14 protein-coding genes and 5 pseudogenes are annotated in these 14,866 nt (G+C 38.9%); 9 read left to right on the top strand and 10 right to left on the bottom strand.

The window, feature by feature from the left end; translation table 11 throughout:
- The first annotated feature begins 9 nt into the window (after nt 1-9).
- The 3 genes and pseudogenes from frdC to E3U36_RS12555 form a co-directional block, all read left to right on the top strand.
- Nucleotides 10-402 (top strand): annotated as a pseudogene (gene frdC, locus E3U36_RS05570) (fumarate reductase subunit FrdC).
- A 13-nt stretch (nt 403-415) separates the two neighbouring features.
- On the top strand, nt 416-772 hold the full coding sequence (gene frdD / locus E3U36_RS05565) for a fumarate reductase subunit FrdD (protein ID WP_180817377.1): 357 nt from the start codon (nt 416-418) through the stop codon (nt 770-772).
- A 511-nt stretch (nt 773-1,283) separates the two neighbouring features.
- Nucleotides 1,284-1,554: pseudogene (locus E3U36_RS12555) on the top strand (DUF4440 domain-containing protein); the annotation flags it as partial.
- A gap of 57 nt (nt 1,555-1,611) precedes the next feature.
- Here the strand turns inward: E3U36_RS12555 and E3U36_RS05560 are convergent.
- Nucleotides 1,612-2,535 (bottom strand): IS5 family transposase, encoded by a 924-nt coding sequence (locus E3U36_RS05560; RefSeq protein ID WP_180817376.1) that lies wholly within the window; start codon nt 2,533-2,535, stop codon nt 1,612-1,614.
- A gap of 77 nt (nt 2,536-2,612) precedes the next feature.
- Here E3U36_RS05560 and E3U36_RS05555 point away from each other — a divergent pair.
- From E3U36_RS05555 to E3U36_RS05540, 4 genes and pseudogenes are all read left to right on the top strand, one after another.
- Nucleotides 2,613-2,807, top strand: a pseudogene (locus tag E3U36_RS05555) (metal-independent carbonic anhydrase family protein); the annotation flags it as partial.
- A 509-nt stretch (nt 2,808-3,316) separates the two neighbouring features.
- On the top strand, nt 3,317-3,988 hold the full coding sequence (locus E3U36_RS05550) for a DUF1007 family protein (protein WP_180817552.1): 672 nt from the start codon (nt 3,317-3,319) through the stop codon (nt 3,986-3,988).
- Nucleotides 3,979-4,410 (top strand): HoxN/HupN/NixA family nickel/cobalt transporter, encoded by a 432-nt coding sequence (locus tag E3U36_RS05545; RefSeq protein WP_180817375.1) that lies wholly within the window; start codon nt 3,979-3,981, stop codon nt 4,408-4,410. The genes E3U36_RS05550 and E3U36_RS05545 overlap by 10 nt, the downstream gene beginning before the upstream one ends.
- A gap of 78 nt (nt 4,411-4,488) precedes the next feature.
- On the top strand, nt 4,489-4,983 hold the full coding sequence (locus tag E3U36_RS05540) for a nickel/cobalt transporter (RefSeq protein ID WP_180817551.1): 495 nt from the start codon (nt 4,489-4,491) through the stop codon (nt 4,981-4,983).
- Here the strand turns inward: E3U36_RS05540 and E3U36_RS05535 are convergent.
- The 3 genes and pseudogenes from E3U36_RS05535 to E3U36_RS05525 all read right to left on the bottom strand — a co-directional run bounded on the left by E3U36_RS05535 (nt 4,980) and on the right by E3U36_RS05525 (nt 8,438).
- On the bottom strand, nt 4,980-5,771 hold the full coding sequence (locus E3U36_RS05535) for a sulfite exporter TauE/SafE family protein (RefSeq protein ID WP_180817374.1): 792 nt from the start codon (nt 5,769-5,771) through the stop codon (nt 4,980-4,982). The genes E3U36_RS05540 and E3U36_RS05535 overlap by 4 nt on opposite strands.
- A gap of 177 nt (nt 5,772-5,948) precedes the next feature.
- Nucleotides 5,949-7,311: pseudogene (gene dcuC, locus E3U36_RS05530) on the bottom strand (anaerobic C4-dicarboxylate transporter DcuC).
- Nucleotides 7,312-7,514: 203 nt separating this feature from the next.
- Nucleotides 7,515-8,438, bottom strand: a complete 924-nt coding sequence (locus E3U36_RS05525; RefSeq protein WP_180816122.1) for an IS5 family transposase — start codon at nt 8,436-8,438, stop codon at nt 7,515-7,517.
- On the opposite strand from E3U36_RS05525, the gene E3U36_RS12950 reads away from it, so the two are divergent.
- Together E3U36_RS12950 and mqo are read left to right on the top strand one after the other, a co-directional pair.
- Nucleotides 8,432-8,563, top strand: coding sequence for a hypothetical protein (locus tag E3U36_RS12950; RefSeq protein ID WP_255479092.1), 132 nt, complete (start codon nt 8,432-8,434; stop codon nt 8,561-8,563). The two genes, E3U36_RS05525 and E3U36_RS12950, sit on opposite strands and share 7 nt — an antisense overlap.
- Nucleotides 8,564-8,815: 252 nt before the next feature.
- Nucleotides 8,816-10,480: a malate dehydrogenase (quinone) gene (gene mqo, locus E3U36_RS05520; protein ID WP_180817373.1), complete on the top strand. Its 1,665-nt coding sequence runs from the start codon at nt 8,816-8,818 to the stop codon at nt 10,478-10,480.
- Between the two features lie 61 nt (nt 10,481-10,541).
- Here mqo and E3U36_RS05515 read toward each other — a convergent pair whose 3' ends face one another.
- The 6 genes and pseudogenes from E3U36_RS05515 to E3U36_RS05485 form a co-directional block, all read right to left on the bottom strand.
- Nucleotides 10,542-11,207, bottom strand: a complete 666-nt coding sequence (locus E3U36_RS05515) for a fimbrial biogenesis chaperone (RefSeq protein ID WP_238337527.1) — start codon at nt 11,205-11,207, stop codon at nt 10,542-10,544.
- 65 nt (nt 11,208-11,272) lie between these two features.
- Nucleotides 11,273-12,613, bottom strand: a complete 1,341-nt coding sequence (locus tag E3U36_RS05510) for a fimbrial protein (protein WP_180817371.1) — start codon at nt 12,611-12,613, stop codon at nt 11,273-11,275.
- 17 nt (nt 12,614-12,630) lie between these two features.
- Nucleotides 12,631-12,915 carry a FimD/PapC C-terminal domain-containing protein gene (locus E3U36_RS05505; RefSeq protein WP_180817370.1) on the bottom strand — a complete coding sequence of 95 codons (285 nt, stop codon included), beginning with the start codon at nt 12,913-12,915 and terminating at the stop codon, nt 12,631-12,633.
- Nucleotides 12,916-12,966: 51 nt separating this feature from the next.
- Nucleotides 12,967-14,160 (bottom strand): fimbria/pilus outer membrane usher protein, encoded by a 1,194-nt coding sequence (locus E3U36_RS05500; protein ID WP_180817369.1) that lies wholly within the window; start codon nt 14,158-14,160, stop codon nt 12,967-12,969.
- Nucleotides 14,161-14,186: 26 nt separating this feature from the next.
- A pseudogene (locus E3U36_RS12945) lies at nt 14,187-14,579 on the bottom strand (fimbria/pilus outer membrane usher protein).
- Nucleotides 14,576-14,812, bottom strand: a complete 237-nt coding sequence (locus E3U36_RS05485) for a FimD/PapC N-terminal domain-containing protein (protein WP_180817366.1) — start codon at nt 14,810-14,812, stop codon at nt 14,576-14,578. The pseudogene E3U36_RS12945 and the gene E3U36_RS05485 overlap by 4 nt, the downstream one beginning before the upstream one ends.
- Between the last annotated feature and the right edge of the window lie 54 nt (nt 14,813-14,866).

Raw genomic sequence — 14,866 nt, 5'->3', positions numbered from 1 at the left:
GAAGAAAAAATGACGACAAAACGTAAGCCTTATGTACGCGAAATGTCATCAAATTGGTGGCAACAGATTGGATTTTATTGTTTTTATGTTATTCGGTAAGCAACCGCCATCCCTCAAATTTGGTTTAGTTTAGTCGTGCTTTATGGCCTATTTTCGTTAACAGCAGGGCCTGAAAGCTGGTTTAATTATGTTACCTTTATGCATAATCCAATCGTTTTATTAATTAATATTTTCACTTTAATAGCCACTTTATTCCATACAAAAACCTGGTTCGAACTGGCGCCTAAAGCTGTTAATATCATGATAAAAAATAAAAAAATAGCCCAAGAAATCATTATAAAATTACTTTGGGGTATTACTTTTCTAGCAACAATCATTATCTTAGCTATAGCGCTAATATAATTTAAGGAGAACAATGATGAAGCAACCTCCTAAACGTTCTGATGAACCTATTTTTTGGGGATTATTTGGTGCTGGTGGTATGTGGAGTGCAATTATCTCTCCGGTTATTATTCTTTTGCTAGCAATTTTTATTCCTCTAGGTTTAGCACCAGAAATGTTAAGTTATGAACGCATTCTGACATTTTGCCAAAGCTTTATTGGCCGTATTTTTTTGCTATTAATGATCATTTTACCTATCTGGTGTGGACTGCATCGACTTCATCATGGCATGCATGATCTAAAAATAGCGATTCCAGCCGGTAAATGGATTTTTTATGGTGCGGCTGCCATTATTAGTGTGATTGCTATTATTGCTATCATCAAACTCTAATCAAAAGTTAATCTAATAAAAAAAGCCAGATAGTTTCAAAACATCTGGCTTTATTGTTTGTGATAAGCATTGGCTAGGTTAATTGATAGACGGCTTAGCAAACGTTCGTTCCAGTTCATCTATATTATTAACTGTCAGATACGGATTACTAACCACGAATTCCACCGGTTTAAACTAATGAAAGATTGATAACTAAAACGTTGGGTAACTAACAATAAAAACCGCTATTAGTTAAAGTAACCATTGTACTAATCCTATTGATTAACCTAATCTTTAATTGTGCCTTAATCAACATCGGCAAAAAACAATTCCAGTTAACTATATGAAATTGATTTATAAAATGAACTTTTTAAATACCAGCATGAAAAAAGTTTCAGTGGAAATTTTAATTTTTTTACCGGTTCTGGCTATTACTGAAATAGGTTACTAAATATAGGAAAAATTATTTCCATATGAAATAATAATCATTCTAAAACATCATAAAAAAATAATACTTAATAGCGAGACATTTATGAGAAAACTGAGTTTTTTAATTATTCCACTAACTTTACTCTCTAGTTATACATTCGCTCTAGAGACAGCTCCCAAATGTGTAAAGGTAGATCAACAACAAATTGCTGGTTTATTTGAGCGCTGGAATGATTCATTAAAAAGGTGGCGATGCGAAAAAGGTTTCGGCAAACTATCTCGATGATGCAGTACTATTACCAACTATATCAAGTCAAGTTCGTTTAACGGATGCTGAGCGTACCGACTATTTCAAACACTTTTTAGCCAAAAAGCGGCTTTGTTGAATAAATCAGAATTAGCCGCCAGGATGGCTCCCTCTGCTACAGCTGTTATCCGATCCTGACGCTGTGTGGCATACCCAACAACGTCATACGGTTCAGCGCTTTGACCATCGCCATTGCTTCACCTACCTGAGCCTCATAGTCACGCAGCCTCAGATGGCCACCCAGCAAAGTTTTTATGCGGAACATCGCTGTTTCTGCCACTGAACGCCGGTGATAACCCACTTTCTTTTTCCACATATCATTACTCCTGCTCAGACGCTGATTCGCCACCGCATGGTTACGTTCATGGTACTTGTCCGGCCAGTATTTCGCTCCGCTTCGCGGCGGGATAAGGGGCCTGATTTTCTTTCTTAGCAACGCATCGTGGCAGTAACAGGCGTCATAAGCACCGTCTGCTGACACTTCCCTGATTTTCCGGTGGGTTTGGTTAATAAGGCCCGGCAGTGCCTGCGCATCTGTCGTTCCGCTGAGCGATAAGTCGGCACAGATAATCTCATGAGTCACACTGTCTGCTGCCAGATGAAGCTTGCGCCACACTCTTCGTCTGTCAGCCCCATGCTGCCTGACTTTCCATTCACCTTCGCCAAAGACCTTCAGACCGGTACTGTCGATGACCAGATGCGAGATTTCACCACGCGTTGGCGTTTTTATGCTGATGTTGACGCTCTTTTCTCGTCTGCTGACCAGCGAGTAGTCCGGACAGCACAGCGGCAAAGACATGAGTTTAAAAATCGAATCAACGAAGCCCTGTAATGCCCGGAGCGACAGGTTAAACACACGCTTCATCATCAGGACAGTGGTAACAGCCATATCGCTGTAGTAAAGCGGCCGGCCACGACCTTCAGGCGAAGAACTGTCAGTCCATCCAGCGATGGCCGACTCATCAAGCCAGACCGTCAGGGAACCGCGTTGTCTGAGTGCCTTGTTGTACGCGGGCCAGTTGGTAATTTTAAACTTTTGCTTTGACATGGGGACCTGATGTTGAAACGAATTTAGCGATCAGCTCCGCCAATCACCTAAAAGTTCGATTTATTCAACAAAGCCCCAAAAAGCCTGTAGGAAAAATTGATGGTCGAACTATTCGTATTGGTTGTAATAAGGCAATCGATATCGGTACTTATACTTTTACTTTTAAAGATAAATCCACTGTTTCAGCTCGTTATACATTTACCTACGTCTGGGATGGAAAAGAATGGAAAATATCAACTCATCATTCATCTGAAGTACCGGCAAACAACTAAAAATTTTTTAAATTAGCTACCTGTTCAAAATAAGCTTCAGCTATACAAAGGTGACTAATTAGGTAGTCACCAATTTGAATTAAAAATAGCCCTAAACAGGTAAATATAATTTTTCTCTATCACTTCACTTTGTAGATACTAATTTTAGTATTTATAAATACATCCATGTATTGTTAAGCTTCTTCCTTGTTCTTTTATTTTTAACATATTAATTCAAATGACTTCCAATCGTTTAAAACGATCGATACAAACATTTATGATTTACAAAAACTATCAATTGATAATAATTGATCGAATAAAGCGATTAATTAATCTATTTATAACAAAAATGGAGGGTTTAAATAACAATAAATTTATTATCAATGAAATATGAGCCAAGATTGCAAAAAATCTGAGTAAATATAAGTAATAAACCTTTTAACCGATTAAATAGCAAAGTAACATTTAATTATCAAAGAAAATTGATAGCATAGATATGCTATTTTCGGTTAATCAAAATATCCTATTTGATGACTCAAATGCACCCTTACAAATCAATAGCTATAGTGAAAATTTTGCTACAAAATCTATTAATGGCGTTAACATTATGCTATTCAATAACCGTTTTTGCTCATCCCCACAGTTTTATTAATATGCAAAATGAATTACAAATAAAAGATGGTAATCTCATTGCCATGAAAATGACTTGGGTTATGGATGCCATTACATCAGCCGATTTACTCTATGATGCACAACAAGCAAAAGAAAGTTATACAGTGTGGAAACAATTAAGTGCTGAAGTAATGGCTAATGTTATTAAACAACACTATTTTACCTCCCTATATTATAAAAATAAATTAATAAAATTTTCCTTTTACCCAAAAGACTATCACCTATCGCGCAAAGGGAACCAAGCCGTGCTCTCTTTTACTCTAAAATTAGCTAAGCCAGAAACTCTAACTGGTAAGACATTAACCATAATGACTTATGACCCAAATTATTATGTTGATATGACCTATAGCAACAAAGCAAAAATTTCATCAACTAATACCTCAATCCAATGCCAAATTCAGCTTATAACACCTAAGCCCAGCGCATCGATAATCGATTATGCCCTCTCTCTTGATAAAGCAGAAACACCGCAAGAAGACCTTAGTCTCGGCCAACAATTTGCGCAAAAGGTAAACATAACATGTCAATAATGCCCAGCAAGCCAGCAATCAATTTACTTAATAAAAAGTACTATCTAGTAATCGGATTATTTAGTCCTTTTTTTGGCATATTGTCATTTTATTTGTTCAAATATTGGCATTTTGGTTTACAACTAGCGGTAAATTGGCAACGAGAACTTAATCAACATCTTTCTTCTCTCCTGATGCGAGTGGCGAGCTCACCAACTGAAGCAGGATTATTACTCGTTGGCTTTAGCTTTTGTTATGGTTTATTACATGCCTTGGGACCAGGGTATGGCAAAATCATTATTACCACCTATATTGCCACCCACTCTTCAAGACTAAAAAAAAGCCTTACCCTAACGCTATTAGCATCATTATTACAGGGCTCTATTGCTATTGTTTTAACATCCATTGTTCTTGGCTTATTCCAGCTATCTAGCCGACACTGACATCTAAGTCGCTTCTGGTTAGAACAAATAAGCTATGGCTTAGTCTTTTTTCTTGGTCTGTAACTATGTCTAAAAGCAATCTCCCGACTAAGAAAAGTATTTAAACAATCTCGTCAAGCCCCCTTTCAATTTACTAAAATCCATTCGCCTAACCAACATCAACATGCTCATGACTGCAATTGTGGCCACAAACACGTATTGTCTGATGATGAATTACAAGGCAATTGGCGAACCCAACTTGCAGTTATAGCCGCGATGGGAGCACGTCCCTGCTCTGGCGCATTAATTGTTCTACTTTTTTCTTATGTAGTCGGTGTTTATTCTTGGGGGATTATCGCCGCGCTAATGATGGCCTTAGGAACTGCAATCACTATTAGCGGAATTGCTTTACTAGTCCATAGCGCTAGCCATTTAGCTATTCGGTTTTCGAAATGGCAAGGGTTTAATGTCAATCCTTACTGGAGTTTAGGAATAATGTTAATCGGTGGAATAGTGTTAGTTATTGCCGGATTGCTTATGTTTCAGAGTGTTGAAATTCCACAAACGATGGGTTCTTATATTTTTGGTCGCTAAAAATAATGCCAGAACTTTATACTCATCATAATGGCACTAGATAAAATAAATAACAGGGTTAGATACTGCAAAACACGATCAGATAAACGCAACATTAAATATTTGGCTAACGGAATAGTCATTAATGATCCTATGCATAGGGTAAGCGCAAGAATAATGTGAGTATGTCCATTGCGCATATAAGCAATTGCTGATGAACCTGACAAAATAGTTGTTATAAAAATCGCGGTGCCAATCGCTTGTTTGATAGATAATTTTAGATAGCGTAGCAATAGCGGTAATACAACAACAACACCACCTACTCCGGTAGCACCAAGCACTACGCCAGCACTGATAGCCGGCAAGAATAATGACTTGATATCAATAGTATTATTTCTTTCAAACTGGTTGATTGAAAATGAAAAAAATATCCGATAAATAAGCAGAAAAAGGTAATAAATAATAGCGACTACAATAAGTATATTAATGCCTAACTCAACTTGCTGTTGATAACTTTGTAATTGGCTCAAATAACTTACCAGATCACTTGTCAATGCTGTGGCAGGTATCATAATAGCTAACACAACCATGGCACTTTTAATCGGAACATTGCCTAAACGAAAATGTATATAAGAAGATGAGATTTTCATCAACATAGAGAGAAAATTGGCGGCTGCAACAGCAGACAAGGCATCCATACCAAAAAAATAGGTTAAAACCGGTAATACAACAACTCCCCCACCAACACCCGTTAAGCTAATAATTAACCCCAAAATTGCGCCAACTATCAATTCTGCTACCAAAAACATGATTAATTACCTTGCAGAGAGAATTTACATTAGTGATTAAACGGTCCATCAGGAAAGTGATAATTAATGATAAATATCAACCCTAAACATGAGGTTAAAATATGGCCAACATACCTGTTCATCAAAGCCGGAACATGATTACAGCCATCGTTCCGGATTTGATGTAAAAGGGAAAATTCATATAGGATGAACTGGAACTAAAATTTCAGTCGCAATAATAACAACCAATAGTCCAACTAAAACTGGAATAGACGTACGTTTAACTACCTCAAAAGGCGAAATTTTTGCCATCCCAGACACCGCAACCACCACGCCGGATACAGGTGACATTGTTCGACCAAGATTAGAGGCCTGTAACATAGGGATCACCAAGTAAGTTGGATTAATTCCCATTTGGCTGGCTAAACGTGGGATCAATTCAACAAAAGAGTAAAATGGCGCATTACCGGAACCGGTTGTCATCGCCGCCAACATAGTAATCACCACCAGCACAATCATCATCATTATAGCGCCAGAACCAAAAGATTGTGACAAATTCATCAACGAGGAAATAAAACCAATAGTACTTAATCCTTGCGCAAATACCCCGGCTGCCACCAGCAGTACGACAACTGAGACAAATGCATCAGCCATACCACGATAACAAACATCTAACCCATCAAACACCGTTTTTACTTTAAAACAGCGCACAAATTCAATCAGACTCGTTAGAATAATACAGCCAACAATAATTGTAATAATATGTAATTGAGGTGCCCATTTACCATCAAAAATTAAAACCCCAATAATCGGTGTAAAAGGTAAAATAGCATAATAGTCAGGCGCATTGGTCTTAATTTCATTAACATCAAGCTTTTCGGTTTTTACCTGCTCACGTCTGTCGAGATAGCGCTGCCAAAAAAAGTGGCTAATCGCCATAGCAATAATAGCAATAATCGAAATCGGTAAAGGTGGTTTTAAAAGCAAAATCAATTAGTGGCATGCCTGATGCTTTCGCTGCTAACACAACATCACCTGATGTAGGAGCCAAAATTATTGCCGCAGGTGAGGCACAGATTGCTGCAGCGGCGCCGCGACTAATGCCGACATTCACCATAATCGGAAATAGGGTCGCCATCAATAAGACCCCTAATCCCGCTGCTGAAGACACAGCCAGTGACATTACGCAAGCAACAATATAGGCTGCAACCATTAATGCATAGGGAGAATTAATCATTTGTAATGGCTTAGATGCTATTTTAACCACAACATCATTAGCCCCGATATGAGTCATATAAGCAGCAAAACCACATAAGATCATAATCATCATCCCTAAATCACCACCACGGTTCATCAGTAGATATTTGATATATTCTAAAATATCGGTGGTTTTCCAACCCGTAACTGGCACATCATTCGGTAATATATTTTCCCCCATAATTGCGCTGATAATAAGCAGCAATATTCCGCCTATCATTAAAACACCAGTGGCCGAATAGCCTTTAATAATATAACGACCTATTCCAATCGTAACCAATACACCAATCAAAAGTTCCATCATTTTACTCCTCTACATCTACACCAAGGCCTTCAAAAAATAATAATAAAAAATTTATTTAATTATCATGGATATTATTTATATTAATAATAAAGTAACTATGAAAAAACAATTTACCAATTAAAGTTTGATTAATAACAGTATTAACCCGGCTTTGTTGAATAAATCAGAATTAGCCGCCAGGATGGCTCCCTCTGCTACAGCTGTTATCCGATCCTGACGCTGTGTGGCATACCCAACAACGTCATACGGTTCAGCGCTTTGACCATCGCCATTGCTTCACCTACCTGAGCCTCATAGTCACGCAGCCTCAGATGGCCACCCAGCAAAGTTTTTATGCGGAACATCGCTGTTTCTGCCACTGAACGCCGGTGATAACCCACTTTCTTTTTCCACATATCATTACTCCTGCTCAGACGCTGATTCGCCACCGCATGGTTACGTTCATGGTACTTGTCCGGCCAGTATTTCGCTCCGCTTCGCGGCGGGATAAGGGGCCTGATTTTCTTTCTTAGCAACGCATCGTGGCAGTAACAGGCGTCATAAGCACCGTCTGCTGACACTTCCCTGATTTTCCGGTGGGTTTGGTTAATCAGGCCCGGCAGTGCCTGCGCATCTGTCGTTCCGCTGAGCGATAAGTCGGCACAGATAATCTCATGATTCACACTGTCTGCTGCCAGATGAAGCTTGCGCCACACTCTTCGTCTGTCAGCCCCATGCTGCCTGACTTTCCATTCACCTTCGCCAAAGACCTTCAGACCGGTACTGTCGATGACCAGATGCGAGATTTCACCGCGCGTTGGCGTTTTTATGCTGATGTTGACGCTCTTTGCTCGTCTGCTGACCAGCGAGTAGTCCGGACAGCACAGCGGCAAAGACATGAGTTTAAAAATCGAATCAACGAAGCCCTGTAATGCCCGGAGCGACAGGTTAAACACACGCTTCATCATCAGGACAGTGGTAACAGCCATATCGCTGTAGTAAAGCGGCCGGCCACGACCTTCAGGCGAAGAACTGTCAGTCCATCCAGCGATGGCCGACTCATCAAGCCAGACCGTCAGGGAACCGCGTTGTCTGAGTGCCTTGTTGTACGCGGGCCAGTTGGTAATTTTAAACTTTTGCTTTGCCATGGGGACCTGATGTTGAAACGAATTTAGCGATCAGCTCCGCCAATCACCTAAAAGTTCGATTTATTCAACAAAGCCTATTAACCCTTGTTTTGCCTATTTTATCACCATTAAATACTAACTTTTAAGCAGTATTATCACTTTTTATCTTTTGTTACCTATTTTTAGAACACAAAAAGTATTTTTTTATACCTAATTATAAGTATTTTTTATAAAAAATTAAACCGTTAATAATATTTAACAATTAAAAAACAATAATATTTTATAATAAACAACATATTATGTAATTAACCATCAAATTATTGCGGAGTGAGCAACAGAATACCATAATTAGTTCTTATGTTTGATATGATTCATCGATAATTAAGGTGCATTTTCATATGAAGAGATCATTAAAATATACAGCTGGGATTATTGGTCTGTTAGTAATTATTTTTTTAATTTATTTATTTAGGCCAACAGCTTCAAACACGATCAATACTTCAACCAATGAACCTACTGTTAATATTGTGCTTATCGGCGCTGGTATTACGAGTGCGACACTAGCTACATATTTAGCAGAATTGCAACCAGATTGGCAAATCCGCATGTATGAGCGACTAGATAGGATCGCGGGTGACACATCTGATGGCTGGAATAATGCAGGTACCGGTCATTCAGGCTTCATGGAAATGAACTATACATCTGAAAAAGATGGGCAAATTGATATCACTCAAGCAATAGAAATTGCCCATCAATTTGAAATTTCCAAACAATTCTGGGCTTACCAACTAAAACACCTGGTTCTCCACCAATCCCAAACTTTTATAAATCCTGTTCCACACATTGCCTTTGTTTGGGGAAAAGATGACATTAATTTCTTAGCAAAACGCTATGCAGCTATGATCAAAAATCCTATGTTTTATGGCATGAAATATTCTACCTCTGCGGAGGAAATGAAATCGTGGGCACCACTTATTATAGAAGGGCGAGATGCAAAACAACCCGTTGCAGCAACACGAATGGATATTGGCGCTGATGTAAACTATGGTGAAATAACCCGTCAGTTAGTTGCCAATCTGCTCAAACATCCAAACTTTAAGTTACAGACCAAAGCTGAAGTGAACGCAATTAGTCGTAATGATGATGGCACTTGGAGTGTCGGTTTTAAAAACCTCACAACCGGCGAAGATAGTCATATAAAAACTCGCTTAATCTTTATTGGTGCAGGTGGTGCAACGATTAAATTACTACAATACACAGGGTTAGAAGAAGCAAAACAGTATGCCGGATTTCCTGTTGGTGGTGAATTTCTTGTTACCGATAACCCTGAGGTAGTCAACAGACATACCGCAAAAGTTTATGGAAAACCAGCACTTGGCGCTCCCCCTATGTCAGTTCCCCATATCGATACACGCTATTTGGGCGGTAAAAAATATGTTCTATTCGGACCTTTTGCGACTTATGCTAATAAATTTCTCAAATATGGTAGTCAACTAGATCTTTTTGCTGCTACCAATGACAGTAATATAATTCCCATCATTGCCATTGGCATCAAACACTTAGATTTAGTGAGATATTTAGTCAGTCAATTAATGTTAAATGATGAAGAACGTTATCAATCTTTGTTAGAATATTACCCAAACGCCAAAAAAGCAGATTGGCAATTAGTAATCGCTGGGCAACGCGTACAAATCATAAAAAATGCCAAAAATAAACCCGTCACACTACAGTTCGGCACGGAAACTTTTATCTCTGATGATAAAACCGTCTTTGGTCTGCTTGGCGCTTCACCTGGCGCATCAACCTCGCCTTATATTATGTTAAATTTATTAGAGAAGGCGTTTCCTGATAAAGTAAAAAATCAGTGGAATGCCAAATTACATGAAATCATTCCATCCTATGGTCAGTATTTAGAACAAAATCCAACATTACTTAACCAGATCCGCCGATACACCAGTGAAATATTGGGCCTTAATTATATTGTTACGCAACAGGAGCAAACTAATCAACCGATAAAACCCAAACAACAGCCGGCAAACAGCAGATGCTCTTTTGTTAAATAAAAGCTAATAGGCCAAAAAAATTCGGATTTATAGTTTTTAACTATTAATCTAGGTGAGCAAACTAAGGTGTTTGCAGAGTGGTTACTTCTCGCACAGAAAAACCGGCATCATTCAGATATGAAAAGATTATCTGTCCATTGTGCTGAGAAAATGGTTGTTCAAATCGATATATATGCTCTGAAAATGGAGGCGTCATCATATCAATCTGTTGTTTAATCGGATCACGCTGATGCTGACTGTCAAAAACGATTTGAGAAAAGGAAATATGAAAAGGTGATGAATTTTTGCAGATCAAGACCCATTCTTGATCTTTTTGTTGCAGGGTAAAAGTTATTTTATCTGCCAGCTTGGCGGGAAAATCAGCCCATTTTTTCGGGCGATAAAACAATTTTAATTGTTTATTCATTGCCAGGCTAACTTTAGCATTATTCTGATTTAACGCTTGATGATGTAAATTAGGCGGTATTTCATTCAAATTTAACCAAAAAACTGACTCTCTATCATCCGGCAGATGATCACCATTATAAACAATTCTAATAGCCTGGATTTTTTGCGCTGGCAGATGAAAAATTGAAGCAAGCACCACAAAAGGTGTTTCTGCTTGTGGATCTGCTTCACCATGATCCACCCAACTCTGCACAATAACCGGGTATTTATTAGTATTGGCTAACAAAACAGAACGTTCTTTATCACCCTGATGGTAAATAATTCGGGTCATATTGGCCATGATCCCAGCTTTACCTGGTATCAGCCAGAATAGTGATAAACATGCTACAACAACTGTTAGTCGCTTCATTGTACTTTTACCAATACATACGCGGTAGCATGTATTTTTCCTGGTTTAATAACTTGATCTGGTAATTGCTGTAGTACCACGGTGTATGAGTGTAAGTAATGTGTATAACCAGAAACTGAAGGACCCAGATTTTTAGCATCTCTAAGCACAGGATACCAGCCAATATTTTCTCCACTGGGCCCGATACCAGTAATACCAGGTTGAGCAACAAATACCATCGATTGTTGAGTAACACTATTACGCAAAGTAATACCAACCCCGGTTGCTAATGTAGCATCAAGTCCATAATTATCTGAAACGAGTGCCATTACACCACCTTGAGCATTAATCAAATTTAACCCTTGCGCAGCGCGATAAGCACCTGGCGAAACTTGAATTCCAATTGCTGTTTGCCCACTTGTCGTACCTGAGTTCACATTATCACTACATTCGATTTGGACAGAAATATCAGCTTCTCTGGTACCACCTGCCAATAATTCTTGGCTAGAAATAGTAGGGAAAAGCACTAATGGTGTAGCATGTTTTGCTACACAAGTGGCATTATTACTCAACGTAATAGACTGCCGCAAACCGTAGCCAAAACCATTATCTACCCCCCAAAAGCGAAAATTATGGGCAGAATCTTCCCCTTCGTTGTCATGTACAATTCCCGGGCCAACAAATTGAATATAAGCATTCGGTTGGGTACATTGGTAATTTGTTCCTGTTGCACTCGCATAACCTAAACCTCTTGTACCTAACCCACTACAATAATTCGAAACCGCATTGCTGGGTGGAATTGTACTGACTCGATAAAGTTCCACTTGCATTGGCGGAATATCTTGTAATCGAATATGTATTTGACCTTTCCCTGGTTGCGTTCCTTTAACCAATAAATAAGTAGTAAGTGGAACCCTTTTCCAATTACGTTGTACAACAACACCTGCCATGGTTTGTTTTATACCAACATACGCAAGCCAGGATGCATATACATCAGGCAATCCATCAATAAGACCAGTTTCATGAAATCCACCGACTCTATCATCACCATTTGTTGCCACCAAAAAATAAAGCTGAGGCAGATCGGCCTCGTCACAGATCCACAATACCGAGGAAGCATTAGCTCCACCAAAAGTATAAGCGGTTGGAGGAACAACAATAGAAGCGAGTAACGAACCAACCGGCTGAAAATAAGTATCAGTAAGATTGATCCGACCAAAAAGCATCTGAGCGGAACGATTATCCTCAGTTTGAGAAACACCGGTTATTTTACAATTTGCGCTTGCTAATAACGATATAGTAAAAAGGGTCGCGATTAATAAACCTGTTCTTAACCAATAAGAAATATATTTCATCATCTTACTCCAGCTGCTAGTTAACGTTGAACGCACATAGCTGTTAATTTTGTAATAGGCTGTTTATCTGATGCATGACCCATACGCGAGTAATCTAGATAACAGTGTTCGGAAACCGCCTCACCACATTTTAATAGTAAGGTACCGGAATCTTGTTCCGTTCTGACATACATTTGATTATTTTGACCAACCATGCCAATCACATTATTTTCTTGGTCAAAAACTTCAGTACCAATAGGGAGAGCAGCATGATCAGCTAACTGTGCTTTAATCAATAAGGCATAACCTGCACGGGTTTTAAACATGACTTTAACAGCAGCACCGGCGTACGGCGCAACTGGTTTTTCGTTCTCGTTTCATTCAAAATTTTCCGCCATTCCCTGTGGATCAATAATAATTTTATTGTAACGATATTGTGTTATAGATGGGACCAATGCGTAACCATTATCGTCAATTACTTTTCCTTGAGCATTCAAGACAGAGGCACCAGACGCCCCCTTAGCTTCAACTAAAACAAAAGTATCGCCCAGATAGGGGCCAAAAGTTATCCCGCCACTATGAAGTGCTAAAGCTCCCTGAGCATTAGCGCCAACCTGCCAATAGTTTTTGCCCTTAGACGCATTAACACCCAAATTCATATTGGAAAAACGTTTTTGCAAGCTTCCATTAACGGTAGATTGGTCATACTGCCTAACATAACTAGAACCAATACTATAATTTAGGCTTTGTTGTTCATTTGCTGTTCCTGACAACATTACCTGGTATTGATCACCGATATTTCCACCATGGGTATAGCTGCTACTTACTGTCGGCGTATAACTAGCATATTGACTACCCAATGGAAAAGAAAAGGAAACAGAGGTAGAGGTTTCTTCTTTGCCTAAATGTTCATTTAATTCAGCCAACTGCTGCTTAGCAACGACAACATTCATTGTTAAGCCATTATCAAACGCTTTATTGTAACCTAATTGCAACTGGCTATCGCGCGGCCGGTTATCACGATAATTTTGCATTGAACCTGAAAGCAATAGATTACCAAATTCACCTAATTGTTGACTTAAGGTCAGCTCAAGCCGATTAAGTTGTCTATAAGTTGAAGAGCTCCATTGAGTGCCTCGAGTAACAGCTTCACGAATGCCTAAAATATCTGCAAGCTCCCGATAACCCTCTGTCGAATAACGATAACCAGCCAATGAAATTGTGGTATTGGTTATATTAAAAGTGCGGCTATAAGACAGATTAGCCATCCAGCCCTGAAGGCGTTCAGAACGATCAGCAGATTGATTATTGATAGCAACAACTGAATTAGAATAAGTGGTATTAAACCCTAATGCGCCAAATCGACTGCCATATACACCACCTAACATAATAGCCTGATATTTATCAGCAAGCCGCAAACCTGAACTGACAGAGAGAATATTACTCAAACCATACTGATAAATAGCATCAGCAAACACTGAATCCTGACCAATATTACGTGTTCGCCAGAAATAAAAATTATAGCGATAGCTACCGGGGCGAAGAGATTCCGGAACCGCTGAAAATGGCACACTAAAACGGCGCCTGAGCCGTCTGTCTAGGTAATTTCAACATCAAGATCACCGTTATAACTGGTAGGGTAGAGGTCGGTAATCGAAAAAGCACCCGGTGATACTGTCTTTTCATAAATTTGATTACCATTTTGCTTGATAGTTACAGTTGCAGTTGTATTAGCGACTCCCCGTACAACCGGCGCATAACCACGCAAGGAATCAGGTAAAGTCCGCTCATCACTAGCAAGAGCTAGTCCATTAAAATTCAACCCAGAAAAAAATTTTCATTTTGTAACCAATTGACCTAATGACAACATCACCGTAATCGTGGGAAGAGGTCGTTGCAAATAACTACGGATATTACTCCAGTGAGACCCTGCTTGTCGTGAATAAGTGTAATTCGACTGTTGCCGATATTGCCATACATCCAAATTCATACCACCATTAAAAGAGAGATAAGCAATATCTTGATCTTTGACATTATTATCATTATTAATATGATAATAATTTCCAATATAGTTAAGAAAAAAATAGAACTACCAGCATCCAATAAGTTAGGATCAACATAACCCCTTGGAATATTTTGTAACCCATCATCAGGGATGATTAAATCAAGTCGTAAATCAGATAAAGTTAACTTGACTCTACTACCAGCAATATAATCAGGCAAAAATAGGCTTTGTTGAATAAATCAGAATTAGCCGACAGGATGGCTCCCTCTGCT

The sequence above is a fragment of the Arsenophonus endosymbiont of Aphis craccivora genome, from assembly GCF_013460135.1.
Lineage (GTDB): Bacteria > Pseudomonadota > Gammaproteobacteria > Enterobacterales > Enterobacteriaceae > Arsenophonus > Arsenophonus nilaparvatae.
This window is presented reverse-complemented; position numbering and strand designations above follow the sequence as displayed.